A 24,986-nucleotide genomic window follows, 5' to 3' on the forward strand; every position below is an offset into this window, starting at 1 on the left:
AGCCTCAGCGCGGCTCCCACACGCGGACCCAGTCCACTTCCATCGCCAGTTCGCCGGCTTTGATCCGGTCGACCGTTTCCTGCGGCACGCCATAATAGGGCGTTTCGATGGAATTGACGTTGAAGGGATAGACCCCGCCGACCGCGAAATTGAGAATGATGTACTGCTCGCGGTCGAAGCGCCACGCGCCGTAGCGTTCGATATCGGCCTTGGTGACACGGTAATATTCGATGTCGTCGACCGAAAAGATAAGCGCGTCGGGCGTGCGCTCCACGGCATAGGTGTGCCATCCGCTGACATCCTGGCCTTGCGAGAAGTAATAGCGCTTCAGGATCGGGGTGTCCCCAGAATAGCCGGGCCCGTGGATGGCCGAATTCACCCACGTGGGATCGCCGACATATTCCATGATGTCGGTCTCGCCCGAATCCGGCCACTGGCCATAGCCGAGCATCCAGAAGGCGGGCCACACGCCGACTGCCACCGGCATGCGGATGCGCGCGGCGACCTTACCATAGGTCACGTTGACCTTGTCGCGCGTGTTGATGCGGCCGGACACGAAATCGACTTCGCGGCCGGTCGGGGTGGCATAATTCTCCTGCCAGACGGGCTTCAACACCAGCGCGCCGCCATCCGCGCCTGCGGGGCGCGAGAACGAGATCGTCTCGGCAGAATCGATATAGGCCTGCTGCTCGTTGTTGACGAAGAACGAAGGCCCTTCGACTGTCCAGACATTGCGATCGAGCGCGTCGGCGTCGAATTCGTCGGACCACACCAGCTGGAGCGTCGCAGGCGGGGTCGGCGTTGGCGTAACGGTCGGCGGCGGGGTGGAGGGGCGCGCTATTACGCCGGAGCCACCACCCCCGCCCTGGCCCCCGCCGCAGGATGCGAGCGCGATTGCGCCGAGCGAAGTGGCAAGAATGTTGCGTAGTCCTGGCATAGCTTCTCTCCCGCTCATCGCCGCCCGGCGAGGGAGCCGGCGGCTGATAACGTTCACAGAAGCTAAACCGCCGACCCTGCGATTGGCAAGGCCGGCGCATAGCTATGCGCGGGTCAGCGGCGCGCCATTCCGGCCACGACCTGCGTCAGTAGGCCGCCGAGCGCACCGCCCAGTGCGCCGCCTCCGGCGCCTCCGCCCTGCCCGGCAGGTGCCTGCTTGTTCATCATGTAGCCGACCACGGCCATGGCGAGGATCGGGAGCATCTTCTTCAGGACGGCGCTGTCGATCCCGGTCGATCCGGCAACTTCTTCCGCCACCCCGCGGCTGACATCCTTGCTGCCGAAAATCTGGCCGAGGATGTCGTTGCCGGGCGCCGCCGGGGTCGGGTCCTTCTTCAGCACCGCGTCGATCAGCATCCCCCCTATCCCGCCGGCAAGGCCGCCACCCGCGGCGGAGCCTGCACCGCCACCCATCGAACGGCCCAGGATGTCGCCGAGGCCGCCCAGGCCGCCGCCTTGCGGCGCGGAGGTCGACTGGCGGCCCATCCCGGCCACGATGGCAGGCAGCAAGGCGCCCGCGCCGACCTTTGCGGTCTGTTCGTCGATGCCGAGCTCGTTCGCCATGCTGGTGATGACGCCGCTGTTCTGCAGAATCTGGTTGAGGTTCATGCCGTGCGCTCCCTTATTTCTTGCCGAACAGGCCGCCGAGCATCCCGCCGTCCGAACCGAGGATGTCGTTGAGCGGATTTCCGTCGCCGTCCTTGTCGAACATGGAGGCGAACTTCGTCAGCGAGCCTTCGCCGCCGATATGTTCGCGCACCTGTTCCAGGATGCCGGCGTCGAGACCGGTCTTCGCCGCCGCTTCCTGCACCGTGTCGCCATCGGCCTGGTGGCCTTCGGCAAGGCCGGCGATCGCCTTGGCCGCCTGTTCCTTGTCGATGCCCAATTTGGCGGCGAGATTGTCGACTGTCGGGTGGTCGCTGACTTTGTCGAAGATGGAATCGAACAGGTTCATGGTGACGCTCCTTCTATTGCTAGGGCGTCACCATGCCTCGCGGGCAGCAATTGTCAAAGCCCTAGCGCCCCGATGCAGCCGATCCTGCGCCCGCACTGCCGCTTTCGGGCAGGACGACAATCTTCACCGCCTCTCCCGGGACGAAATACTTGGCGGCCAGCGCGCGCATTTCGTCGGGCGTCGTTTCGGTGAAGTCCGGCAACAGCGTGGCCAGCTGTGCGACGCGGCTCTCGTCCGTCGTCGCGCCTTCGACCTGGCCCAGCCAGAAGGCATGGCCCGTCTGCACCCGCAGCAGCAGCTGCTTGAGCGGTTCGGTAACGCGTGCCAGCTCGTCCGCATCGGGGCCATTGGCGGCAAGGTCCGCCGCAATCGCCTCGGCTTCGTTGAAGAAGGCATCGGCCGTTTCCGGCGGCAACTGGGCCAGCGCCAGCATATTGCCGCCGCTGTCGATATCGACCGGCCACTGCGAGACGACCTGCGGCGAATAGCTCGCCCCCGCCTTTTCGCGCAGCGCATCCATCAGCCGGTTGTTGAACAGCTGGGACAGGATTTCGAGCTTGCGAGCCTCCGCTAGGTTGGCGGAACCGCCCCCCGTCTCCCAAGCGACGGCGGCCGCCGCCTGGTCCCCTGCGCCGCGATGGGTCAGGCGGATCGGTTCTGGCGTGCCGTCGAGGAACGGGACCGCACGCGCGGCGACGCCGGCGGGCAAAGGTTCGCGCGCGGGGATCGCGCCGAAGGTCTCGGCAAGCGCGGCAACCGTCTCTTCCGCCTCGATATCGCCGAAAACGAGGACTTCGACCGGGCCCTGCTTCAGGATCGGCTCCCACACGGCGCGGTATTCGGCGCTGGTGACATCGGCGATCTCGGCCGGTGTGGGCGTCTGGTAGCGCCCGTCCTTGCCGGCGAGCAGCCATGACAGGTCGCGGTTGATCACGCCAACGGGGCTGGCCGCATAGCTCTCGTAGCCGGTCTGCAGCGCCGATTTCGCACGGCGCAGCGGCGCCTCGTCCCAGCGCGGATCGGCAAGCTTGCCGGCAAACAGGTAGAGCTGGTCGCGTACATCGGCACGGCGCGTTTCCGCCTTCATCGAGAACACGCCTTCGCCGATTTCGAAATCGAAGCCGAACTTGCGGCCCGTGGCAATGCGGTCCAGGTCTTCGAGGTCGAGCTCGCCCAGGCCTTGCGGGACGAGGGCATACTGGCCAAGCGCGATTTCCGGTGCCTGGTCGGGCGTAAAGGCACGGAAGCCTGCGCCCCAGCGCACTTTCACCGTCGCGCGGCCGGGCTCGTTGGTCGTCGGCCAGATCAGCGCCGTCACGCCATTGTCGAATTCGATACGCTGGAAACCCAGCCGCGAAATCGAGCGGCGATCCGTGACGGTCCCCGGCGTGCCGAGCGCGGGAAGATCGGCGAAGCTGCGCAGGTTCGCATCGCCGCGGATGTTTTCGGGCAGTTCGAGCGGACGCGTCAGCGCGAGGCGCAGCGCGGTATCGCCGCCATCCGGTGCCTCGGGCGTGACCAGCACGGCGCGGACCGCGGTTGCTTCGAACAGACGCTTGGTGCGGCGGAAGATCTCTTGGGGATTGTAGCGGTCGGTCAGGCCGGTGACGAGATCAAGCCGGGTCTGCGGCGTCGCAATCATTTCCCGGATATCGACAGCGGTCACGATCTCGTCGGCAAGCCCTGCGCCCGCCGCGACCGATTCCTGTTCAAGGCCGGTCTCGAAGGCGAGGATGAATTCGGCCGCCTCGCGGTCGATTTCCTGCTGGCTGGGCGGGTTGGCGAGCGCATCCTCGATCACCAGCCGGACATCTTCCAGCGCGCCTTCCCAGTCGCCGTCGATGGGCGTCAGTGAAACGAAGGTACCGTTGGCCGAGCGGGCGACGTCGTTGGTGCCGACCTGCGCGGCAAGGAAACGCGCATCGCCGCGCGCGCGGCTTTCCAGCCGGCGGTTGATGATCGACATGGCCAGCTGGTCGAGCATCAGCCCGCGATTGTATTCGAGGTTGTCGGTAACCTGCTCCCACGGGCGCATGTAGGCGAGGCTCACCGAATGCGGCAGGTCCGGCTCAATCACCACCTCGATCGCGTCGAGCGGGAATGCGGGATCGGCATCGACGGGTGGCTGCGGCGCGCCGAAATCGGGCTGCGCCGGGACCGGACCGGGGACCGACCAGTCGCCGAAATATTTCTCGATCAGGCCGGCCATCACCCGCGCATCGATATCGCCGACCGCGCTGATGACGGTGAGTTCCGGCCGGTACCAGCGGTCGTGGAAGGCCTGCACGCTGCCCGGGGTTGCCGCCTGCAGCGTCGCGACCGTGCCGATGGGCGAGCGTTCGGCGAGCAGCTGGCCGCGATAGAACGTCTCGCGCGAGGCATCGAAGGCGCGCTGGCCTGGGCCTGCCCGCTCGCGCAGTTCGGCGAGCACGATCGGCACTTCGGCGGCGAGGTTGGCTTGCGAGAACACAGGATCGCGCATCATGCCCGATAGCAGCCGGAAGGATTCGTCCAGCTTAGCCGGCGTCGCGTTGGGCAGGTCGAGCTGGTAGACCGTGTGCGTCGGGCTGGTCTCGGCATTGGTGTCGCTGCCGAAGGATGCGCCAAGGCGCTGCCACGTCGGGATAGCCTCGCCCGCCGTGAGATACCTGGATTCGCGGAAGGACAGGTGCTCGATCAGGTGGGCAAAGCCGCGCTCCGCCTCACGCTCGTACATGGACCCGGCGTCGATACGGATGCGGATCGAAACCTGCCCCGGCGGCACGCCGTTGCGGCGTGTGGCGTAGCGGACGCCGTTCTCCATCTCGCCGAAATACCACGCCGGATCGACCGGGATGTCGCCGCCGCGAAACAGCCACGGATCCTCGCGATCGATCGCCTGCGGTTCGGGAACGGATACGGCGGCGCGGACCGGCGTGTTCGATTCCTGCGCCAGCAACGGCAGGGGTAGCAGGGCAAATCCGGCGAGCAGGAAAGCGAAAGCCCCGGCGGGGCGCAGTTTCGATGTCATGGGGCACCCAAGCACGAAAGCCCCTGAAGGATTGGTGAATGCGGAGGTTTTCACGCAACCGCTGCCCATTGCAGGCGCACCGCCGGCCCCCTAGATGCAAGGCATCATGTATATCGAAACCGAACCGACCCCGAACCCGTCCACCGTCAAGTTCCTGCCGCATCGCACGGTAATGGAAAGCGGGACCCGCGACTTCGCTTCGCCTGAGGATGCCGAGGCCAGTCCGCTCGCCCAGGCCCTGTTCGACACGGGCATGGTCACCGGCGTGTTCTTCGGGGCCGACTTCGTATCCGTATCCGCCCCACCCGGTACCGACTGGTCGGCCCTGAAGCCGCAGATCACCGGGGTGCTGCTCGACCATTTCGTGTCCGGCGCCCCGCTGTTCGCGCCCGGCACCGCCGCCGGGATCAGCGTCCCGGCAGAGGACGAGGAGATGATCGAGGACGATCCCGCCGACGCGGAAATCGTCGCACAGATCCACGAATTGCTGGAAACGCGCATTCGCCCGGCGGTGGCCGGTGACGGCGGCGACATCCAGTACCGCGGCTTTCGCGAAGGCGTGGTTTACCTCACTATGCAGGGTGCCTGCGCCGGTTGCCCGTCTTCCGAAGCGACCCTGAAGCATGGCATCGAAGGCCTGTTGAAACATTATGTGCCGGAAGTGGTTGAAGTTCGCGCAGCCTGAATTTCATTCCTTCCGGAGCATCACTTGACTGACACTCTTTCCGATTCCGCCCTCGACCTCATCTTTCGCGAAGCGCGCAGCTACAATGGCTGGCACGACAAGGAAGTGTCGGACGAGGAAATCCGGCAGATCTACGAACTGCTGAAAATGGGGCCGACCTCTGCCAATTCGCAGCCCGGCCGTTTCGTGTGGTGCAAGTCGAAGGAAGCGAAGGAACGGCTCGCCAAGCATGCGAGCGAGGGCAACCAGGAGAAGATCCTGACTGCGCCCGTTTGCGTCATCGTGGGCTATGACATCGATTTTCACGAGCAGCTGCCATGGCTGTTCCCCCACACCGACGCGAAGAGCTGGTTCGAAGGCGACGAGGAAGGCCGCAAGGAAGGCGCGTTCCGCAACTCGGCGCTCCAGGGCGCATACCTGATGCTCGCGGCGCGGGCCATCGGCCTCGATTGCGGCCCGATGTCGGGGTTCGACCAGGATGCGACGACCAAGGAATTCTTCGCCGACGAGCCGAAGTACCGTGCCGACTGGCTCATCTCCATCGGCCACGGCGACAGGTCGACGATTTTCGACCGCAGTCCGCGTCCGGACTTCGACCGCTTCAACCGGGTCGTCTAGGGTCAGGACCGTAGCACTTCGCCAGAGCGGGTGTATGGGGGGCAGGTGAGAACGCTCGCGATCGATTGCGCGACAGCCGCCTGCTCCGTCGCCCTGTTCGAAGGCGATCGCTTGCTTGCGGGCGATTGGCGCGAACTGGGCCGGGGCCACGCGGAACAGCTGGTGCCGATGGTCTCCGCCCTGCCCGATCGCGGGAAAGCGGAGCGGATCTTGGTCGCACGCGGCCCAGGCAGTTTCGCCGGCGTGCGCATCGGGATTGCCGCCGCGCGCGCATTCGGTCTCGCCTGGCAGGCCGAGGTGCTCGCCTACCCGACGCTCGCGCTGGTCGCCGCCATGGCCCGCAAGCGTGAGGGCGCGCAGGACGTTGCGGTCGCGATGACCGGCGGGCACGGCGAATGGTTCGTGCAATCGTTCGGGAGCGATGGCGAGGCGCTGGGAACTCTTGCTTCCCTCGTCCCGGCCCAAGCTGCCGAAGCAGCTAGCCCGGCACTAGTGGCGGGCACGCAGGCGCAGGCCCTGGTGCGACAGCGCGGGCACGGCACGGCGCTCGACATCCTTCCCGATGCGCGGGAGGCGCTGCTGCTTGCAGAAGACCAATTTACCGCCGACCTCTCCCCGCTCTATGGCCGCGCGCCCGACGCGAAGCTCCCGCAGGCACGATGAACGACACCGTCGACAGGATCATGGCGGTGATGGAACGCGGCTTCGATCCCTTCTTCGGTGAGGCGTGGAACCGCAGGCAAGTCGGCGATGCACTCGTCATGCCGAATACTTTCGCAGCAACCATCGATGCAGCCGGAAGGATCGACAGCGAGAGCGATCCTGTCGGCTTTACCCTCAGCCGCATGGCCGCGGACGAGGAAGAATTGCTGCTGATCGCAGTGTTGCCGGACCTGCGCGGTCGCGGGTTCGGACGCACCCTTCTGACCAATCTTTTCGAAGAAGCTGCGGAGCGCGGCGTCGCCAAGTTATTCCTTGAAATGCGGGCTGATAATCCAGCGGAAACGCTTTATCGCGACCTTGGGTTCTCGCCCATCGGTATTCGCAAGGCTTACTATCGCGCCCTCGATGGATCGAAACGAGATGCCATCACATTCGTAAAACCGCTCGCCAAGATCGACGGATAGGGAAAACTATACTACAATCGGTTGCAAAGCGGGACGATTAAGGCCATAGATGGCGGATTCCTACAACGGAATACACAAAGGCCCGCAGAAGGCTTGGAGAGAACACACATATGGAAAATTTCGAAACCGATTCCGCAGAAATGCTCATCACCCTGACGTCCGAAATCGTCGCCGCGCATGTCGCGAACAATTCGGTCGAGGTGAATCAGCTGCCCGAACTCATCCAGAACGTGCACGGGGCGCTTGCCGGTCTCGGTTCGCCCGCGCAGGCCGATGAAACCCCGCCCGAGCCGGCCGTAACGGTTCGCGCATCGGTGAAGCCGGATCACATCGTCTGCCTGGAAGACGGCAAGAAGATGAAGATGCTGAAGCGTCACCTGATGACCGACCACGGCATGACGCCGGACGAGTATCGTGCGCGCTGGAACCTGCCGTCCGATTACCCGATGGTCGCGCCGAACTATGCCGAGAAGCGCCGCGAACTGGCCAAGAAGATCGGCCTCGGCCGCAAGCCCGGCCAGAAACGCGGCCGCAAGAAAAAGACGGACTGAACGCCGTTTTATTCCGGGCATTGCCCCAAACTTGAGCGCAGCGCCCCGCCCCGCTATCGGTGGCGGGGCGTTTCGTATCCAGGACCAGCATGCCGAACCCGATCGATCTTGAACAATTGTGCGCCGACAAGGGCCTGCGGATCACCGAACAGCGGCGCGTGATCGCTAAGGTGCTGTCCGAGGCGGACGACCATCCCGATGTGGAAATGCTCCACGCCCGCGCCTCGGCCGTCGACCCCAAGATCTCAATCGCCACGGTCTATCGCACCGTGCGCCTGTTCGAAGAGGCCGGCATCCTCGACCGGCACGACTTCGGTGACGGGCGCGCACGGTACGAACCTGCGCCCGAAGCCCATCACGACCACTTGATCGATATCGAAAGCGGCCAGGTCGTGGAATTCGTCGACCCGGAGATCGAGGCCCTGCAGCGCCAGATTGCCGAGAAGCTGGGCTATCGCCTCGTCGACCACCGGATGGAGCTCTACGGCGTCAAACTGGGCCGCGATGCCGGATAGGGACGCGCTGCGCGCCCGCGCGGCCGCCGGCGAGAAGACGCCGCTGTCTCCTCTCGGCTGGGCGTTCTTCACCCTTCGCGTAATCCTGCTGCTGCTGACGCTGATCGTCTTCGTGCCGCTGCATTATCTCTACCGGATCTTCGCCTACGGTTCGCCCTTCCCGAAGTATTTCCTGAAGCTAGCCGCATGGATTGCCGGCGCGCGAGTAAAGAACCACGGCACCCCGCTGAAGCGCGACGTGTTCTTCGTTGCGAACCATGTGTCGTGGCTGGATATCCTGTCGCTCGCGGGGTCGAGCGGAACGGCTTTCGTGGCCAAGGCGGAACTGCGCGATGCACCGGTCGTCGGCTGGCTCGCGGGGCTCAATCGCACCATCTATGTCGAACGGGAAAACCGCATGGGTGTGGCAGGCCAGATCAACGCCCTGCGGGAGGCGCTGGCCGACAACTGGTCGGTCACCGTTTTCCCCGAGGGCACGACGACCGACAACAAGTCGCTCCTCCCCTTCAAGAGCTCGATGCTCAAAGTGCTGGAGCCGCCGCCTGCCAACGTGCTCGTCCAGCCGGTGGTGCTCGATTACGGCAAGGTCTCCGAATGGATCGGGTGGATCGGCACGGAAAGCGGCGTGAACAACGCGATGCGCGTGCTGGGGCGGCCGGGCACGTTCCGGCTCAACATCCACTATCTCGAACCGTTCAGCCCGGTCGAGCATCTAGGGCGCAAAGCCATCGCCCAAAAGGCGCGCGAGATGATCGAGGCGAAGCTGACCGATATACTCGGCCACCCACCCCGCCCGTTCGATCACGATGTCGGCCCGGTGCGCTATTCGAAGCCGCAGGTGCCGCTGGAATAGTCCCGCCTTTCGCGGCCCGCCATCTGCCGCTATAGGCGCCCGCATGCCAGACAACGCGCCCCCGAAGACCTACCGGGTCAAGAGCTTCGGCTGCCAGATGAATGTCTATGACGGCGAGCGCATGGGCGAGCTGCTGGGCGAGCGCGGCATCATGCCCGCGGCGGAAGGTGAGGATGCCGATCTCGTCGTCCTCAACACCTGCCACATCCGCGAAAAGGCGGCGGAGAAAGTGTATTCCGACATCGGCCGCATTTCCAAGCGCGGGCGGGAAGCGGGCAAGCAGCCGCTGATCGCAGTCGCCGGCTGCGTCGCCCAGGCGGAAGGCGAGGAGATCATGGCGCGCGCGCCCGCGGTGTCCATGGTCGTCGGCCCGCAGGCCTACCACCGCCTGCCGAAAATGCTCGACACGGCGATCGCCGGGGGGCGTGCGACCGACACGGACATGCCCGCCAATGCGAAGTTCGACGCGCTGCCAAGGCGCCGCAAGACCGCCCCGTCGGCCTTCCTTACGATCCAGGAAGGGTGCGACAAGTTCTGCACCTATTGCGTGGTGCCCTACACACGCGGAGCGGAAATATCGCGGCCGTACAGCGCCCTGGTCGACGAAGCGAAGAAACTGGTCGATGCCGGCGCGCGCGAGATCACGCTGCTCGGCCAGAATGTCTCTGCGTGGAGCGGGGAGGATGAAGCGGGCCGCACCGTCGGCCTCGCCGGCCTCGTCCGCGCGCTTGCAAAGCTGCCCGACCTTTCCCGCATCCGCTATACCACCAGCCACCCGGCCGACATGGACGAAGCGCTGATCGCCGCCCATGGCGAAGTCCACAAGCTGATGCCGTATCTCCACCTGCCGGTGCAAAGTGGCAGCGACCGCGTGCTGAAGGCGATGAACCGCAGCCACACGGCGGAAAGCTACCTCAGGCTGCTCGACCGGTTCCGCGCCGCGCGCCCGGATCTTGCCCTGAGCGGAGACTTCATCGTCGGCTTTCCCGGCGAAACCGAGGCGGAATTTGCGGAAACCCTGCAGCTGGTCGACGCGGTCGGATACGCGCAGGCCTTCAGCTTCAAGTATTCGCCCCGCCCCGGCACCCCCGCCGCGACGATGGACGGGCAAATCGCGCCCGAGGTGATGGACGAGCGCCTGCAACGCCTCCAGGCCGCGCTGCGCCGCGACCAGCTCGCTTTCAACGAGGCGAGCGTCGGCAAGACGTGCCAGGTGCTGGTGGAACGACGCGGCAAGCAGGACGGCCAGTGGCTCGGCAAGTCGCCGTGGCTGCAATCGGTCCATTTCACCGGCGACATCGCGATGGGCGATCTGGTCGAAGTGGAACTGACCAGCGCCGGCCCGCAATCGCTCGGCGGAAGCCTGCGCCAACCCGCTCTCGCCTGAGCGCTATCCACTGTCACGAAAACTCCGCCAGCTTGCCTTAATCCTTCGAGTGCCTACATTTCCGACTCGGACACACTCGAAAGGAGCGCATGGCTCGCAAGACAACCCGCATCGCCCCACGGGCGGCTGCAAATATCGACGGGCCGGGGCATATCGGCCCCCGCACCCACGCCGAGGTTACCTTCGACGGTGAAGCCGTGCTCGGCGCGCTGTTCGGCGAATTCGACGCCAATCTCGTCCAGATCGAAAACCGGCTCGGCGTCTTCATTTCCGCGCGCGGCAACAAGGTCCACATCGAAGGCAGCGAGGACGATGTCGCCCGCGCCCGCGACGTACTGAAGTCCATGCACGAAAAGCTGATGACCGGGCAGGACCTCGACGCCGGTCTCATTGAAAGCATCATCGCCATGTCGAACGAACCCACGCTGGACGGGATCATGGCCGACGCGCCGGACCGCGCGCCGCCGATCATGATCCGCACAAGGCGCAAGACCATCGTGCCGCGCAGCCCCGGCCAGGTTCCCTACATGGAAGCGCTGGCGCGCGAGGACATCATCTTCGCCCTCGGCCCGGCGGGCACCGGCAAGACCTATATCGCGGTGGCGCAGGCGGTCAGCCAGTTGATCAGCGGCAGCGTGCAGCGCCTGATCCTGTCGCGTCCTGCGGTCGAGGCGGGCGAAAAGATCGGTTTCCTGCCCGGCGACATGAAGGAGAAGGTCGATCCCTTCCTGCGCCCGCTTTACGATGCGCTGTACGATTGCATGCCGCCCGAACAGGTGGAACGGCACATCGCCAGCGGCGTGATCGAAATCGCGCCCATCGCCTTCATGCGCGGGCGGACGCTGGCCGATGCTTTCGTCATCCTCGACGAGGCGCAGAACACCACGCGCGAGCAGATGAAGATGTTCCTCACCCGCTTCGGCCAGAACAGCCGCATGGTAATCTGCGGCGACCCGCGGCAAGTCGATATCCCCGGCGGCAGCAGCATGAGCGGGCTTGCGGACGCGGTCGAGAAGCTGGAGGGCGTCGAAGGCTTCGGCACCTGCCGCTTCACCGCGTCGGACGTGGTCCGCCACCCCATCGTCGGCCGTATCGTGGAAGCTTACGAAGGCCCCGCCGCCTAGGTGGAGCTCGACATCGACATCGAGGAGCCGTGGCCCACCGGGCCGTGGGAAGAGCTGGCGGAGCGGTGCCTTGGCGCCCTCGCCGCGCACGAGCATGCGCTGGCCAACCCCCGGCTTACCGCCAGCGTGCTGTTCACATCTGATGCGGAGGTGCACACGCTCAACCGCGAATGGCGCCAGCGGGACAAGCCCACCAACGTCCTGTCCTTCCCCATGCTGGCGCGCGAGGACCTGCTCGATCTCGCCGATGAGGGCCCGCCCGAAATGCTCGGCGATATCGCGCTTGCCTATGAAACCTGTGCGCGCGAGGCGGCGGAGAAATCACTCCCGGTCGAGCACCATGCCGCGCACCTTATCGTCCACGGCTTCCTCCACCTTGCCGGCCACGATCACGAGATTTCCGACGCGGATGCCGACGCGATGGAAACAATCGAGGTGAAGGCCCTTGCGGACATGGGGCTGGCGGACCCATATGGGCGGACCGAACAATGACTTCAGGGAAGACAGACAGGGCCATGCCCGACCCTTCGAGTACCGATACCTCCGCCGAGGCGGAGAGTAGCAGCGGGTTCTGGCCCGCACTCCGCCGCTTCCTTTCGGGCGAGGAACCCGGCCAGAGCCTGCGCGAGCAGCTGGAAGAGGCGATTGACGACAAGGAAGCCGAAGAGCTGAACGGCGATGCCGGCGGCTCTGCCGTTGCAGGCGACTTGTCGCTGGTGGAGCGGCAAATGCTGCGCAACCTGCTCCATTTCAGCGAGCACGATGCCGACGACGTGGCGATTCCGCGCAGCGAGATCATTGCCGTGTCGACCGAGGCATCGTGGGAAGATCTGGTCGGCATGTTTGCCGAGCACGGCCATTCGCGCATGCCGGTCTACCGCGACGGGCTGGACCAGGTGATCGGCATGATGCTGATCAAGGACGTCTTCAACCACCTCGCATCCGGAAAGGAACCGCCGCGCGACTGGACGCGGATGATGCGCCAGCCGCTATTCGTGCCGCAGGCGCGCGGCGCGCTAGACGTGCTGGCGGACATGCGATCGAGCAAGACGCACCTTGCCATCGTGCTCGACGAATTTTCCGGCACCGACGGCATCATCACGATCGAGGACCTGGTCGAGGAAATCGTCGGCGAGATCGAGGACGAGCATGACGACGATCCGATCGACCAGCTCGTCGATATCGGCGACGGCATGTGGGATGCCCTCGCCCGCGTGGAGCTGGAGGAAGTCGCCGCCCGCGTCGATCCGCGCCTTGCCGAGGTGGAGGAACAGGTCGACACGCTGGGCGGCCTCGCTTTCGTGCTGGCGGAGAAAGTCCCGGCCAAGGGCGACATTCTCGACCACCCGAGCGGCTGGCGCATCGAAGTGCTGGCGGGCGACGAAACCCACGTGACGCGCCTGCGCCTGCACGAACCGAGAGCGGCCGAAGAAGGTTAGGGCGACAAACCGTTCGACATCGCGCTTTGTTGCATTAAACCGAAGCCATGGTTGTCCGCCGCCTCCCTCCCCTGCGCGCCCTCGAGGCCTTCATGCGGGTCGTGCGGCTCGGCTCCGCCCGCGCGGCGGCGGACGAGCTGGCGCTCAGCCCGTCGGCCCTGTCCCGACGGATAACCAATCTGGAAGAATTCGTCGGGAAGAAGCTGTTCACGCGCGCGCACCAGGCGATGAAGCTGACCGACGAAGGGCGCCATTTCTATGACGCCGTGCAACCCAAGCTGGAAGAGCTGGCGCTGGCAATCGAAGGCCAGTCGGAAAACCTCTCCCTATTGCGCCTGCACCTCGGCGTGCTGCCGTTGTTCGGCAGCCAACGCCTGTTCCCGCGCCTCGCCGAATTGCGCCGGATGCACCCGCGCCTGCATATCGACATCGATACCGGCGCGCATCTGGAGGACCGGGTCGGCGACACGCTGGATGCCGCAATCATCCTCAGCCGCGGCCCCAAATCGGGCCTTCACGCCGTGCGGCTGGACGAGAACAAGGTCCACGCCATTTCCAACGTCGAGGTCGCCAAGTCGCTCGGCGACACGCCGGATCGCGCGATCCTGGAAAAGCAGACCTTCCTCATCCACAACGAGCTGCCCGAAAGCTTTACCGCGTGGAAGGAAGAGCTCGGCATGCGGGACCTGGAGCCTGCCGCCATCGACCAGTTCGATTCCGGCCAGCTGATGCTGGAGGCCGCCGCACAGGGCCTCGGCATCGCCATCATGCACGACGACCACCGCCGCCGCGCCGCCGACCCCCGGCTGACCGACCTGTTCGATTTCGAAGTCGACAGCCCTTATAGCTACTGGTTCGTCTGCAAGCCCATGGCACTGGAACAACGCCCCGTGCGCCTGTTCCACGACTGGCTGGTCAAGGCAGGGCTGTGAAGCAGGTCATTCTCGATGCGCGCCGTTCTCGATAGCATTAGCCAGCGACATTAGCGTGTCGCTGACGGCTTTAACGACCACATCGGCTTCTATACCTCGTTAACCCCATTGCTGGTCGTGGACCTCAACGGACATGCGCCGGATGAAATCCACGACCTGCTCTATCTCACTCAAGCTACAGTGGCCTTCAGGATCTTGCCCGGATTCGCGGGCGGTTCGCCCTTCGGCAGGGCGTCGACGTGTTCCATGCCGCTCTCGACCTGGCCCCACACGGTGTACTGCCCGTCGAGGAAATGCGCATCGTCGAAGCAGATGAAGAACTGGCTGTTGGCGCTGTCCGGCACCTGGGTGCGGGCCATCGAGCAGGTGCCGCGCACATGCGGCTCGCTGTTGAATTCGGCCTTCAGGTCGGGCTTGTCGCTGCCGCTCATGCCGGTGCCGGTCGGATCGCCGCCCTGCGCCATGAAGCCCGGGATCACGCGGTGGAACACCACGCCGTCGTAAAAGCCTTCCTTGGCAAGTTCGGTGATCCGCTCGACATGGCCGGGCGCCAGATCGGGGCGCAGCTTAATGACAACGTCCTTTCCTTCGCCGTCGCCGGTGTCGAGGGTGAGGGTCAGTGTGCTGTCGGCCATGTCTGCGAATCTCCTGTGATTGGTTGCAGCCACGCCATAGGTGGCCATACCGTCACTGGCTAGTCGCCGGTCATTTCGTTGGCCTGCACCACCCACTCACGCACGTCTGCTGGCAAGCCGTCGAGTGCGGCGCGGTCATAGAGCCGGCCGTTCACGAACACCGCCTCGATCTGCGTGGTGTTGCCGATGTCTGCGAGCGGATCGGCACGCAGCAGCGCTAGGTCGGCCAGCTTGCCCACCGACACTCCGCCCAACTCTGCCGAGCGGCCGAGATATTCCGCCGGCACGGTACTGGACGCACGCAGTACGTCCATCTCCGAGAGGCCGGAGCCGACCAGGTGGCGCAGTTCGTCATGCAGGCTGAAACCGGGGAACACCATCGTATCGTTGGCATCGGTGCCGGTCATGATCTTCACGCCCGCCTTGTACGCCATGCCAGTGGTGCGCTGCGTCAGGCGGAAGAAATCGCCGAAGTCGGCAACCAGCTCTGCCGGCATGGAGGCCGTGCGGTCGAGGTCGCCGTTTCCAGTGCCCGGCCTGCATCGCGGGGATATAGGCAAGGCGCGGATCGTCGCGATAGGCCGCCTCCCCCGCCCGGTAATCCATTTCGCGTGTCAGCAGCGTCGGCACGTAATAGGTGCCGTTGTCGCACATGGCAGCGATCTGCGCATCGCAGGTCGCCTGGTCGAACGTGTCGCGGGCCTTGCCAGGCATGGCGCGCCGGTCCGGCCAGTTTTCGGCCTCGCCGCGGATCTTGGCGAGGATCGCACCGCGATATTCCGCCCCGAAGGTCGAGCAGTCGAGCGGCAGGTCGCGGGCGTGCTCGATGGAAGTCATGCCCATCGCGGCAACCTCGGCCACGCTTCCGACAACGCGGCCTGTTGCGGCACGGTGGAACAGGCCGGCAGTGCCACAACTGCGGCGGGGGCGAAAAGTCTGTGCATGGGAGCCCCTGTCTTGCTTCGGTCGGTCGAAATAGTGACTCACTCCTATAGTGCAATAATACACTTGGCAAGCGCTTGCGTTTCCATCGCGCGGGCCTAGACGGGGCGCATGGCAGGGGACCCCGACATTCTCGATCGCGAACTCGCTGATCCGCAGGGTCCGGAGGGCGAGGAATCGCGGCTGGACGAGGACGACCGGCTGAAGCCCGGCTTCGTCCGCGAGGTCGAAAAAGCGCTCGACGCGGGCGACGGGAGCGCCGCCTACGACCTCGTCGAACCGCTCCACCCGGCCGACATCGCCGACCTTTTCGAACTGCTGGAGAAGAAAGAGCGGCTCGCGCTCGCCAGCGCGATAAGCGACCTGATGACGGCGGACGTCATCGCCGAGCTCAACGACTTCGTTCGCGAGGACATGATCGAGGCCCTGCCAGCCGCGGCGGCGGCGGCGATCACGGAACAGCTCGACACGGACGATGCCGTCCAGCTGATCGAGGACCTCGACGCAGAGGACCAGCAGGCCATCCTGGCCGAGCTCGACGCGGAAGACCGGCTCGCGATCGAGACCGCGCTTGCCTATCCCGACGAATCCGCCGGCCGCCTGATGCAGCGCGAGCTGGTCGCGGTGCCGGAGCATTACACCGTCGGCAACCTGATCGACGACTTGCGAAGCCCCGATCGCAACAGCGACGATTTCCCGACGGATTTCTGGGAAATCTTCGTCGTCGACCATCGCCACCACCCGGTCGGCACCTGCCAGCTGTCATGGATCCTCACCACGCCGCGCGATGTCGCCATCGCCGACGTGATGAAGCGCGAACAGACGCTGATCCCAGTCGAAATGGATCAGGAAGAAGTCGCGCTGCGCTTCCAGAAATACGGCCTTATCAGCGCCGCCGTGGTCAACGAGGACGGGCGGCTGGTCGGCCAGCTGACGGTCGACGACATTGTCCACATCATTGCCGAAGAAGCGGGCGAGGATGCCCTGCTGATGAGCGGCGCGGGCGAAGGGGACATCAACGAGCCGCTGCGCGAGGCATTCTCCGCCCGCGTCCGCTGGCTGATCGCCAATCTCGGGACCGCTGTGGTGGCAAGCGCGATCATCGCCTTCTTCGGCGGGGCGATCGAACAGCTCGTTGCCCTTGCCGTGCTCATGCCGATTGTCGCCAGCATCGGCGGCAATGCGGGCACGCAGACGATGGCCGTTACGGTGCGCGCCATCGCCATGAACCAGCTGACCCGGTCGAACACATGGCGAGTCCTGTGGCGGGAACTGAAGGTGGCGATGATGAACGGCGTGGTCATCGCCGTGCTGATCGGCCTTGCGGTCTCGGTCATCTTCACGCCGCCGCTCGGTGCGGTCATCGCTGCCGCCATGGTGGTCAATATCGTCATATCCGGCATGGCCGGCGTACTGGTGCCCGTGGCCTTCGACCGCATGGACCAGGATCCGGCGGTGGCGAGCAGCGTGTTCGTGACGATGATCACCGATTCGATGGGATTCTTCGCCTTCCTCGGCCTTGCCGTCGCCAGCGGGCTGGTCTCGCTCTAGTTGCAGCGAGCAGCCCCGCCCCTATCTTGAGGGGCATGCCGCTCCATTTGACCAAGATCGCCTTCGGCGCGCAGTCTTTCGGCGATATCGAAAGCTGGTACGCGCAGCGGCGCAGCCCCAACCTGACCACGTGCTATCGCCCCACGCGATGGGAGGAATGCATCGGCGGGTCGCTCTACTGGATCCACCAGCACAATATCGTCGCCCGCAGCGAAATTCTGGGTTTCTCCGAAACGCAGAGCGGGCGCTGGTCGATCGACCTAGAACCGCGGTTAGTGCCGGTCCTGCCCCGCCCCAAGCGCGCGCACCAGGGCTGGCGCTACCTCAAGGGCGAACCGCCGCGCGACCTGGAGGAAGGCGAGGACATCGGCGATGTCATCCCCGGCAAGCTCGCCGGCAAGTTGCAGAGACTTGGCCTGATCTGATTTTCGGAACGGGCATGCCCTCCGGCCCGTTGATCGGGAAAGGAGAAACTTCATGCCCGAACGCCAGTCCCGCCATCCCGACAACGAACTGATCGACGCCATTACCGAGGACGCGACGCCCGGCCACTCCGGTCGCGCCGGGGGAGAGCTCGCTCGCGACGTCGGGACGCGCGCCGAAAAGCATCACGTAGAAGATGCCGACCCGCGCGTCGAGCGCGTGCGCGGTGCCGACAAATCCGAAGCGCAGGATGCCGCGATGAGCAATAACACCATGGGCTCCTCGCGCCCTGAAAAGGCCGATCCGCAAGGACCGCGCGGGTAATTCGCAAATCGGGCTCGGCTCGCCGAACACACGCAACGAGCCGGCTGACTGTCCTTGAACGGGCGCCGCGATCTTACGAGGTCGCGCGCCCATCCAACGGACAGGAGACCCGATGACCTATCTCAAGACCATTTTCGCCGTACTGGCCCTCACCGCCGCGCCGGCTGCCGCCACCGCGCAGGATGCGGCGATGGCCCCCGCCGAGGCAAGCGGGCCGGTCACCGAGGCCGAAATGAGCGGCTTCGTCGACGCGGCAATCGTCCTTGCGCAGCTGCGTGACGATGCCGGCAAGACCAATGCGGAAAAGCAGCAACTGATGGCGGCCATGTTACAGCAAGGTGGCCTTTCGGTCGCGCGCTTCAATTATATCGGCCAGCGTATCCAGACCGACGAAGCACTGATGGCCCGTTTCAATGCGGAGGTGGCCGAGCGGAGCGCGGCCCAAGCGGGCTAGCCGGCAACCACCAAAATCACCTTACGAAGCGCGCTTCGCCACCACCCGGCGGAGCTCGGTTTCGTATGTTTCGGCGCCCTGAGCGCCGGGGATCTGGAACTTGCCGTCCACGACCATCGCCGGGACGCCGGTGATGTTGAGGTCGAAAGCGTGGCGTTCCTCCATGCGGATCATCTGGCCCAGTTGCTCGTCCGCCAGCGCAGCGGCCGCTTCCGCGCGATCGAACCCTTCCTCCGCGGCGATATCGAGCAGGACTTCGGCCTCCCCGATCTTGCGCCGATGGTGGAAATGGGCGGCAAACAGCGCAAGCTTCAGCCGGGTCTGCGCCTCGGTCCCTGCCGTTGCCAGCGCCCAGCCGAGCAGTTTGTGCGCCAGGAAGGTGTTCCACATCATCGCCGCCGGTTCGGGCGTTTCGCCGCCCGAATAATCGAGGCTGACGCCGGCTTCTTCCGCCATCGCGCGCATGTGCCCTTGCACGTCGTGCGACTGTTCCATCGTGCGGCCGTATTTGCGGGCGATATGCGCTGTGCGCTCCTCGCCCTCTTCCGGCATGTCGGGGTTCAGCTCGAACGGGAGCCAGCGGATCTCGGCGTCGATTTCGCCCTCTAGGGTCTCCAGCGCGCGCGACAGCTGGCCCCAGCCGACAAGGCACCAGGGGCACATGACATCGGACCAGATGTCGATGGTGACCCGCTCGCTCACAGGTCCAGCCACCAGTCGATGAGGGTGCGCGCAATGGCGAAGGGGCGCGGGTATATGATCGTGTCGTTCCCCTGCGGCCCGGCACCGCGCGCTTCAAGCAACTCGGCCCGCGTGAACCAACGCGCATCGTCCAATTCGGTTTGGTCGATAATCAATGCATCGTCGCTCGCCTTTGCATGGCAGCCGATCATCAGCTGCGAGGGGAAAGGCCACGGCTGGCTGGCGACGTATTCGACATCGTGAACCGTCACGCCCGCTTCTTCGAGCACCTCACGGGCCACCGCCTCCTCGATCGTCTCCCCCGGCTCGACGAAGCCGGCAAGCGCGGAATACATGCGCGGGGGAAAACGCGGCTGGCGGCCGAGCAGCAGGCGATCTTCGTGCTCGACGAGCATGATGGTGACGGGATCGGTGCGCGGGAAATGCTCCGCCCCACACGCCGGGCAATTGCGCTGCCAGCCGCCTTTCGCGGGCTTGGTCGGCGAACCGCAGCGAGCACAGAAACGGTGCCGCGCATGCCAGTCCACCAGGCTGCGCGCCCCGCCGTAAAGCGCGAGGTCGGCGGGTTGCAGCAGGCCGAGGACCTGCCAGGCGCGAGGGTCCGCAGGGCCGCCGGCGCCCTCTTCCGGCACGGCGGCGAAGCATGCCTTGCCGTCCAGCAGGCCGAGGAAAACCAGCTCCGCATCGTCCGCCGCATCCGCCAGCGTGCCCCATTCCAGCGTCCCGTCGTCGGCGATGTCGGGTATCAGCCCGTCGAGCTTCAGCAGCCGCGCGCGCCAGTCCATCAGGCCACCCAGCGCATCGGGATCGCAGCGGATATTGTCCGCCCGGTCCAGCGGGCTGCCGGAAAATGCTACGGCAGGTGCCGCCATGCTACATCCCGCGCATGGCGGCGAGATCCCGCAGGACGATTTCCGGATAGCCGCGCTGGATGGGATAGGCTTCTGCCGGCATGTACTGGGTGTAAAGGCCCGCCCGCAGCCCGCTGGTGAATTCGACGAAGCCGACCGTGCCCGCAGCGCCGCCCCAGCCGTAGGCGTGCATGCCGTTGTCGGTCTGCACCCTGCCGCCGGCGCCGAAGCCCTGGCCTTCGATCCACGTGCCTGCCGTCTCCACGCCGCGCGGCAGGAGGTTGCTGGTCCCGACGCGCACGGCAAGTTCGCCCATCACCCGCTTGCCGTCGAGCATGCCGTTGCCTAGCAGCATTCGCAGGAAACGGTCGTAATCGCGCGGGCTGCTGACGAGGCCCGACCCGCCATAGGGGAAGGCCGGTTCGTCGAGGAAGATCGAGTCCGCAGCGAGGTCGAGCGGCAACGGGGTCCCGTTGTCGATACCGTAGTTGGTGGTCAGGCGCTCCTTCTCGCTGTCCGGGACGCGGAAGAAGGTGCTGTCCATGCCGGCCGGTTCGAACAGGCGGGTGCGCAGGAAACTGTCGAAGCTCATCCCGCTCGCCACCTCGATGACGCGGCCGAGCAGATCGAGGCCGACGGAATAGCTCCACTTCGTGCCCGGCTGGTGGACCAGCGGCAGGCTGGCGAGGCGGTTGGCAAAGGTTTCGAGGGTGATCTTCTCCGGGACGCCGCCGATGCCGGGCAGGGGTAGCTTCGTCACCTGCCCCGCGCCCAGCCCGCGGGCGGCATAGGCGGCGGCGATCGGGCCCTTCTGGACGATGCCGTACCCCAGGCCCGACGTGTGGGTCAGCAAGTGGCGGATGGTAACCGGGCGTGCCTGCGGCTGGAGATTGTCTTCCTCGATGCTGCCATCATACTCGATCTGCACCTTGGTGTCGGCGAAGGCGGGAATGATCTCCGCCAGCGGCTGATCCAGGCCAATCAGCCCGTCGTCGATCAGCATCATCGTGGCCATGCCGGTGATCGGCTTGGTCTGCGAATAGATGCGATAGAGCGTGTCCCCGTCGACTGGCGTCCCGGTGGCAAATTGCGTCAGGCCGTCAGAGATGATTACAGGGTCGGCCTGCCCGAAACCGAGGACCGCCTGCATGTTGGCGACCTTCCCGGTGGAGACGTAGTCCGCCACCGTGGCCGCGACGTTGGGCCACATCGCCGCCCCTGCCGCCTTGTGATGATCGGCCCATGCGACGCCTGCGCCGATCGGCGATGCGGCAACGGCCGCGCCCCCTGCAAACAGGGCGCCGGAGCGAAACAGCGCGCGCCGCGACAGGGTGACATCTTCGAAAGAGCGATAGGCCATCGGGAATTCCTCAAAGGGATTGCAGCAGCGCGTTTTAAGCGACTGGTTAAGCCGGTCAATGTTCTTGCGAAAGCGCACTGCACTACCTATATAACACACATGCTGAACATACTCTCCTTCCTCCTCGGAATCCTGTCGCTGATCATCGTCATCCCGGCGACGATCCCGCTTCTCGGCTGGGGCAACTGGTTCGCTTTGCCCATCCTCGTGATCGGTGTCGTGCTCGGCCAGATGTCGTCGAGCAAATCGGGGCGAAACTTCTGTCTCGTGATCGGCCTGATCGCCGTGATCCGCCTCTCGCTGGGCGGCGGCTTGATCTAACGATCGGCTAGCGCCCGCGCGGCCGCTTTCGCGAAGAGTGTCGGCAGGCCCGCATCGTCCAGCCGCTCGATCGGCCACCACTCGCCATCCAGCGATGCATCGCTGACGCGGGCAAATCGCACCGCCATGTCGAGCGTGAAGTGCGTGAAGCCTTGGCTCACGACACCCGCATCGCTCCAGTCTTCGTCGATCGGCGGCACACCGTCGCCGTCACTCCGCGCGCTCCAGCCGTCGTCGGGTAGTGCGCGCATCCCGCCAAGCATTCCCGTGCCTTGACGCGTAGCCAGCAAGACCTCGCCGTCCCGCTCGATAAAATAGGCGGTGCCGGTGCGGTGCGGCTTGGCCTTCTTCGGTGCCTTTACCGGGAAGCGAGCCGGATCGCCTGCTCGCCTGCCCTCGCAGTGGGCGGACACGGGACACAACAAACACTTCGGATCGCGCGCCGTACAGATGCCGGAGCCAAGGTCCATCATCGCCTGCGCAAAGTCGCCGGAGCGCGTGTCCGGCGTAATCTCGTCCGTGCGCGCCCGGATCGCCTTGCGCGCGCCGGGAAGCGGCTCGGATATCGCGAACAGGCGCGACACCACCCGCTCCAAATTCGCGTCCACCACGACCGCCCGCTGGCCGAAGGCGATCGCCGCGACCGCAGCTGCTGTATAAGCGCCCAACCCCGGCAGCTTGCGCAGTTCCGCCTCTTTGTCCGGAAAACCCCCACGCTCCGCCACCGCGCGGGAACAGGCGACGAGGTTACGGGCGCGCGAATAATAGCCGAGCCCCGCCCACGCCGCCATGACGTCCTCCTCGCTCGCCGCCGCCAGGGCCTCCACGGTCGGCCAGCGCAAGGTAAAGGCTTCAAAATATGGCTTCACCGCCGGAACGGTCGTCTGCTGCAGCATCACTTCGGACAGCCACACCCGGTACGGGTCGGGCGCAGGCGATCCCGGCGGCGCGCGCCAGGGCAATGTGCGGGCGTGGACATCGTACCAATGCAGCAATGTTCCGGCGATGTCGGCGGTGGCGCTCACGCGGCGCCTATGGCATGGCTTTCCCCGCGATGGAACACGGCGACGGAAACCCCGGCAAGGGTAGTGGAAAAGGCAAGACTGCGCCCAAGGCGTACGAACGGCCGCGCGGCCGCGGTGCGCGCCAGATTGCCGACCTGATGCCCCATGTCGGCCGCAGCGCATTCCGCCGTTTCGGCTTCGTCCAGTCCAGCGTCGTCACCCGCTGGCCGGAGATCGTCGGCACCACCCACGCCCGCGTCTGCGCGCCCGAAGCGATCCGCTTCCCGCCGGGCGAAAAGGCCGACGGCATCCTGCAGCTTGTCGTGCTGCCCGCCCACGCCCCGCTCATCCAGCACGTCATCCCCGAAATCATGGAGCGGGTGAACCGCTTCTTCGGCTATCGCGCCGTCGCCAAGGTCAAGATCCGGCAAGGCGAGGTTCAGCCGCCGGCTGCTGAAAAGCCGCGCGCGGCGCCGCCTTCGCTCAAGCCCATCCCCATGGAGCTGGGCGAAAGCCTGCGCGACATCGGCGATCCGGAACTGCGCAGCGTGCTGGAAGGCCTCGCCCGCAGCTTGGGCGACAATGGGGGCGACAACGGCGGCGAGAAGGAGGACGGCAAGGCGTGAACGGCAAGCTTTTCATCGGCGCGGCGGCGCTGGCCCTTGGCGCGGCAGTGCCCGGCGCATCCGTGCAGGGCTGGATCAACACCGTGGTCGAAACCGACGGCGGGCACCGCATGGGCGATCCCGATGCCGACGTGCAGCTGATTGAATTCGTCAGCTATACCTGCCCGCACTGCGCCTCTTTCGAAAAAGCGAGCGAGGGCATCCTCAAGCTCGGCTACATCCACGAAGGGCGCGTCGGGGTGGAGATCAAGCACCGGATCCGGGATAAGGCGGACCTCGTCGCCGCACTCACCACCCGTTGCGGCCCGCCGGAAAAATTCTTCGGCAATCACACGGCGATGATGATCGCCCAGGACCAGTGGTTCGCGAAAGGGCGCGCCGCCTCCCCCGCCCAGCGCGCGCGGTGGAGCAGCGGCACCCGGGCGCAGCAATACCAGGCCATGGCCAGCGACCTCGGCTTCTACGACCTGATGGCGACACGCGGCTATGATGCAACCGAGCTCGACGCGTGCCTTGCGGACACGACTGAGGCCGACGCCCTGCGCGACCGCTCGGCGCGCGACGCGGACGCGTACGGGATCACCGGTACGCCCAGTTTCGTCGTCAACGGCATCACGCTGGAGGGCGTGCACAGCTGGCCTACGCTCAACGCGCGGCTCTACGAACTGGCGTACGATTGAACCGGAAAGGGACTATGATCGCCCGATCGACGCCCGAATTGGCCCGAACTGGGGATGGCGCTGTGCAAAACCCACCGCTCTCGCCCCTTCGCCCTTGTGCGATGCCCCTCTACCGCTACGTTTTTCTCAAACGTTGAGACAGGACTGACCATGACGATCCGCACCGCTTTGAAATCCGCAACCCTTGCCGCGCTGGCGCTGACGCTGGCCGCGTGCAATTCGGACGATACCGGCGAAGGCCCGCCGAGCGGCGATGCCATCGACGCGATCGAGGCCCCCGCAGGGCAGAGCTGGGTCGAAACCGCAAGCGAGACCCCCGAAGGCGGCATCGTGGTCGGCAACCCCGATGCACCGATCAAGCTGGTTGAATACGCCAGCCACACTTGCGGGGCCTGCGCCCAGTTCTCCCAGACCGGCGCCGCGTCCATCGAAAACGATTACGTCGCTTCGGGCCGGGTCAGCTATGAAATCCGCAACCTGATCCGCGACCCGCTCGACCTCACTATCGCCCTTGGCGCGCGGTGCGGCGCGGAGGAATCGTTCCACCCTATCGCCAACCAGGCGTGGGGCGACTTCCAGAACATCATGCAGACGGCCTACGCCAATGAAGCCGCCTACAACGCGGCCTTGCAGCAGCCGCCGGAGCGCCGCTTCGTGGCGCTGGCGCAGCTCGCCGGCCTGCCCCAGTTCTTCGCCCAGCGCGGCATTTCCGCCGACCAGCTCGCCACCTGCCTTGCCGATACGGACAAGGCTGCGGAAATTTACAAGAATTCCAACGATCAGGCGGCAGAGCTCAACATCACCGGCACCCCGACCTTCTTCCTGAATGGTCGCCGCGTCGATGAGAACAGCTGGCCGAAGATCGAAGAAGCCCTCAAGAACGCGGGCGCCCGCTAGGGCGTAGCGCGGGGCAACGGGCGG

Annotated in this window: 31 protein-coding genes; 20 read left to right on the forward strand and 11 right to left on the reverse strand. The window is 65.5% G+C overall.

The genetic code is table 11. The features are described from left to right. Nucleotides 1-4: 4 nt before the first annotated feature. From QQW98_RS00615 to QQW98_RS00630, 4 genes are all read right to left on the reverse strand, one after another. Nucleotides 5-937: a glycoside hydrolase family 16 protein gene (locus QQW98_RS00615; RefSeq protein ID WP_290135627.1), complete on the reverse strand. Its 933-nt coding sequence runs from the start codon at nt 935-937 to the stop codon at nt 5-7. A 113-nt stretch (nt 938-1,050) separates the two neighbouring features. Then, nucleotides 1,051-1,605 (reverse strand): DUF937 domain-containing protein, encoded by a 555-nt coding sequence (locus QQW98_RS00620; protein ID WP_290135628.1) that lies wholly within the window; start codon nt 1,603-1,605, stop codon nt 1,051-1,053. A 13-nt stretch (nt 1,606-1,618) separates the two neighbouring features. Further along, on the reverse strand, nt 1,619-1,951 hold the full coding sequence (locus QQW98_RS00625; protein WP_290135629.1) for a hypothetical protein: 333 nt from the start codon (nt 1,949-1,951) through the stop codon (nt 1,619-1,621). Between the two features lie 61 nt (nt 1,952-2,012). Continuing rightward, complete coding sequence (locus QQW98_RS00630; RefSeq protein ID WP_290135630.1) at nt 2,013-4,961, reverse strand: M16 family metallopeptidase; 2,949 nt, start codon at nt 4,959-4,961, stop codon at nt 2,013-2,015. A gap of 106 nt (nt 4,962-5,067) precedes the next feature. Here QQW98_RS00630 and QQW98_RS00635 point away from each other — a divergent pair, with 106 nt between their 5' ends. The 12 genes from QQW98_RS00635 (at nt 5,068) to QQW98_RS00690 (ending at nt 14,192) form a co-directional block, all read left to right on the forward strand. After that, complete coding sequence (locus QQW98_RS00635) at nt 5,068-5,646, forward strand: NifU family protein (RefSeq protein WP_290135631.1); 579 nt, start codon at nt 5,068-5,070, stop codon at nt 5,644-5,646. A 24-nt stretch (nt 5,647-5,670) separates the two neighbouring features. Further along, nucleotides 5,671-6,264, forward strand: a complete 594-nt coding sequence (locus QQW98_RS00640; protein WP_290135632.1) for a malonic semialdehyde reductase — start codon at nt 5,671-5,673, stop codon at nt 6,262-6,264. A gap of 45 nt (nt 6,265-6,309) precedes the next feature. Beyond that, the gene (gene tsaB / locus QQW98_RS00645) at nt 6,310-6,927 is read left to right on the forward strand and encodes a tRNA (adenosine(37)-N6)-threonylcarbamoyltransferase complex dimerization subunit type 1 TsaB (RefSeq protein ID WP_290135633.1); all 618 of its coding nucleotides are present in this window, start codon (nt 6,310-6,312) and stop codon (nt 6,925-6,927) included. Next, a complete protein-coding gene (locus tag QQW98_RS00650) occupies nt 6,924-7,391 on the forward strand; it encodes a GNAT family N-acetyltransferase (RefSeq protein WP_290135634.1) in 468 nt (155 codons plus the stop codon). Before tsaB ends, QQW98_RS00650 begins: the two co-directional genes overlap by 4 nt. Before the next feature lie 110 nt (nt 7,392-7,501). Then, nucleotides 7,502-7,942, forward strand: a complete 441-nt coding sequence (locus QQW98_RS00655) for a MucR family transcriptional regulator (RefSeq protein ID WP_290135635.1) — start codon at nt 7,502-7,504, stop codon at nt 7,940-7,942. 89 nt (nt 7,943-8,031) lie between these two features. After that, nucleotides 8,032-8,457: a Fur family transcriptional regulator gene (locus QQW98_RS00660; protein WP_290135636.1), complete on the forward strand. Its 426-nt coding sequence runs from the start codon at nt 8,032-8,034 to the stop codon at nt 8,455-8,457. Then, nucleotides 8,447-9,310 (forward strand): lysophospholipid acyltransferase family protein, encoded by an 864-nt coding sequence (locus QQW98_RS00665; protein ID WP_290135637.1) that lies wholly within the window; start codon nt 8,447-8,449, stop codon nt 9,308-9,310. Before QQW98_RS00660 ends, QQW98_RS00665 begins: the two co-directional genes overlap by 11 nt. 43 nt (nt 9,311-9,353) lie before the next feature. Then, nucleotides 9,354-10,697, forward strand: a complete 1,344-nt coding sequence (miaB, locus tag QQW98_RS00670; RefSeq protein WP_290135638.1) for a tRNA (N6-isopentenyl adenosine(37)-C2)-methylthiotransferase MiaB — start codon at nt 9,354-9,356, stop codon at nt 10,695-10,697. A gap of 89 nt (nt 10,698-10,786) precedes the next feature. Further along, nucleotides 10,787-11,821 (forward strand): PhoH family protein, encoded by a 1,035-nt coding sequence (locus QQW98_RS00675; RefSeq protein ID WP_290135639.1) that lies wholly within the window; start codon nt 10,787-10,789, stop codon nt 11,819-11,821. Then, nucleotides 11,822-12,313 (forward strand): rRNA maturation RNase YbeY, encoded by a 492-nt coding sequence (gene ybeY / locus QQW98_RS00680; RefSeq protein ID WP_290135640.1) that lies wholly within the window; start codon nt 11,822-11,824, stop codon nt 12,311-12,313. It abuts the gene before it with no gap. Between the two features lie 23 nt (nt 12,314-12,336). Further along, nucleotides 12,337-13,260 carry a hemolysin family protein gene (locus QQW98_RS00685; RefSeq protein ID WP_290135641.1) on the forward strand — a complete coding sequence of 308 codons (924 nt, stop codon included), beginning with the start codon at nt 12,337-12,339 and terminating at the stop codon, nt 13,258-13,260. Nucleotides 13,261-13,307: 47 nt separating this feature from the next. Then, nucleotides 13,308-14,192, forward strand: a complete 885-nt coding sequence (locus tag QQW98_RS00690; RefSeq protein ID WP_290135642.1) for a LysR substrate-binding domain-containing protein — start codon at nt 13,308-13,310, stop codon at nt 14,190-14,192. Nucleotides 14,193-14,362: 170 nt separating this feature from the next. On the opposite strand, the gene QQW98_RS00695 is transcribed toward QQW98_RS00690, so the two are convergent. From QQW98_RS00695 to QQW98_RS00705, 3 genes are read right to left on the reverse strand one after another with little or no spacing between them, the layout of a single operon-like run. Further along, complete coding sequence (locus QQW98_RS00695) at nt 14,363-14,827, reverse strand: peptidylprolyl isomerase (protein WP_290135643.1); 465 nt, start codon at nt 14,825-14,827, stop codon at nt 14,363-14,365. A gap of 59 nt (nt 14,828-14,886) precedes the next feature. Beyond that, nucleotides 14,887-15,261 (reverse strand): amidohydrolase family protein, encoded by a 375-nt coding sequence (locus QQW98_RS00700; RefSeq protein WP_290135644.1) that lies wholly within the window; start codon nt 15,259-15,261, stop codon nt 14,887-14,889. Next, nucleotides 15,179-15,688, reverse strand: a complete 510-nt coding sequence (locus tag QQW98_RS00705) for a hypothetical protein (protein WP_290135645.1) — start codon at nt 15,686-15,688, stop codon at nt 15,179-15,181. The genes QQW98_RS00700 and QQW98_RS00705 overlap by 83 nt, the downstream gene beginning before the upstream one ends. A gap of 192 nt (nt 15,689-15,880) precedes the next feature. Between QQW98_RS00705 and mgtE the strand changes: the two genes are divergently transcribed. The 4 genes from mgtE to QQW98_RS00725 all read left to right on the forward strand — a co-directional run bounded on the left by mgtE (nt 15,881) and on the right by QQW98_RS00725 (nt 18,521). After that, on the forward strand, nt 15,881-17,320 hold the full coding sequence (gene mgtE / locus QQW98_RS00710; protein WP_290135646.1) for a magnesium transporter: 1,440 nt from the start codon (nt 15,881-15,883) through the stop codon (nt 17,318-17,320). A 35-nt stretch (nt 17,321-17,355) separates the two neighbouring features. Further along, on the forward strand, nt 17,356-17,745 hold the full coding sequence (locus tag QQW98_RS00715) for a DUF1489 family protein (RefSeq protein ID WP_290135647.1): 390 nt from the start codon (nt 17,356-17,358) through the stop codon (nt 17,743-17,745). Between the two features lie 52 nt (nt 17,746-17,797). After that, nucleotides 17,798-18,067: a hypothetical protein gene (locus tag QQW98_RS00720; RefSeq protein ID WP_290135648.1), complete on the forward strand. Its 270-nt coding sequence runs from the start codon at nt 17,798-17,800 to the stop codon at nt 18,065-18,067. 112 nt (nt 18,068-18,179) lie between these two features. Next, nucleotides 18,180-18,521: a DUF4168 domain-containing protein gene (locus QQW98_RS00725; RefSeq protein WP_290135649.1), complete on the forward strand. Its 342-nt coding sequence runs from the start codon at nt 18,180-18,182 to the stop codon at nt 18,519-18,521. A gap of 21 nt (nt 18,522-18,542) precedes the next feature. Here the strand turns inward: QQW98_RS00725 and QQW98_RS00730 are convergent, their stop codons facing one another. The 3 genes from QQW98_RS00730 to QQW98_RS00740 are packed head-to-tail and all read right to left on the reverse strand — an operon-like array spanning nt 18,543 to nt 21,434. Continuing rightward, on the reverse strand, nt 18,543-19,223 hold the full coding sequence (locus QQW98_RS00730; protein WP_290135650.1) for a DsbA family oxidoreductase: 681 nt from the start codon (nt 19,221-19,223) through the stop codon (nt 18,543-18,545). Beyond that, entirely contained in the window at nt 19,220-20,095 is an 876-nt protein-coding gene (gene nudC / locus QQW98_RS00735; RefSeq protein WP_290135651.1) for an NAD(+) diphosphatase, read from the reverse strand. The genes QQW98_RS00730 and nudC overlap by 4 nt, the downstream gene beginning before the upstream one ends. Before the next feature lies 1 nt (nt 20,096). Further along, entirely contained in the window at nt 20,097-21,434 is a 1,338-nt protein-coding gene (locus QQW98_RS00740; RefSeq protein ID WP_290135652.1) for a serine hydrolase domain-containing protein, read from the reverse strand. Between the two features lie 99 nt (nt 21,435-21,533). On the opposite strand from QQW98_RS00740, the gene QQW98_RS00745 reads away from it, so the two are divergent. After that, nucleotides 21,534-21,755, forward strand: a complete 222-nt coding sequence (locus QQW98_RS00745; RefSeq protein ID WP_290135653.1) for a hypothetical protein — start codon at nt 21,534-21,536, stop codon at nt 21,753-21,755. Here the strand turns inward: QQW98_RS00745 and QQW98_RS00750 are convergent. Continuing rightward, a complete protein-coding gene (locus tag QQW98_RS00750) occupies nt 21,752-22,780 on the reverse strand; it encodes an A/G-specific adenine glycosylase (RefSeq protein WP_290135654.1) in 1,029 nt (342 codons plus the stop codon). The genes QQW98_RS00745 and QQW98_RS00750 overlap by 4 nt on opposite strands. 29 nt (nt 22,781-22,809) lie before the next feature. Between QQW98_RS00750 and QQW98_RS00755 the strand changes: the two genes are divergently transcribed. From QQW98_RS00755 to QQW98_RS00765, 3 genes are all read left to right on the forward strand, one after another. Then, the gene (locus QQW98_RS00755) at nt 22,810-23,385 is read left to right on the forward strand and encodes a DUF721 domain-containing protein (RefSeq protein WP_290136810.1); all 576 of its coding nucleotides are present in this window, start codon (nt 22,810-22,812) and stop codon (nt 23,383-23,385) included. Beyond that, the gene (locus QQW98_RS00760; protein ID WP_290135655.1) at nt 23,382-24,065 is read left to right on the forward strand and encodes a DsbA family protein; all 684 of its coding nucleotides are present in this window, start codon (nt 23,382-23,384) and stop codon (nt 24,063-24,065) included. The genes QQW98_RS00755 and QQW98_RS00760 overlap by 4 nt, the downstream gene beginning before the upstream one ends. 150 nt (nt 24,066-24,215) lie before the next feature. Further along, nucleotides 24,216-24,962 carry a thioredoxin domain-containing protein gene (locus tag QQW98_RS00765; RefSeq protein WP_290135656.1) on the forward strand — a complete coding sequence of 249 codons (747 nt, stop codon included), beginning with the start codon at nt 24,216-24,218 and terminating at the stop codon, nt 24,960-24,962. Nucleotides 24,963-24,986 lie beyond the last annotated feature (24 nt).

Source organism: Alteriqipengyuania flavescens, assembly GCF_030406725.1.
GTDB lineage: Bacteria > Pseudomonadota > Alphaproteobacteria > Sphingomonadales > Sphingomonadaceae > Alteriqipengyuania_B > Alteriqipengyuania_B flavescens.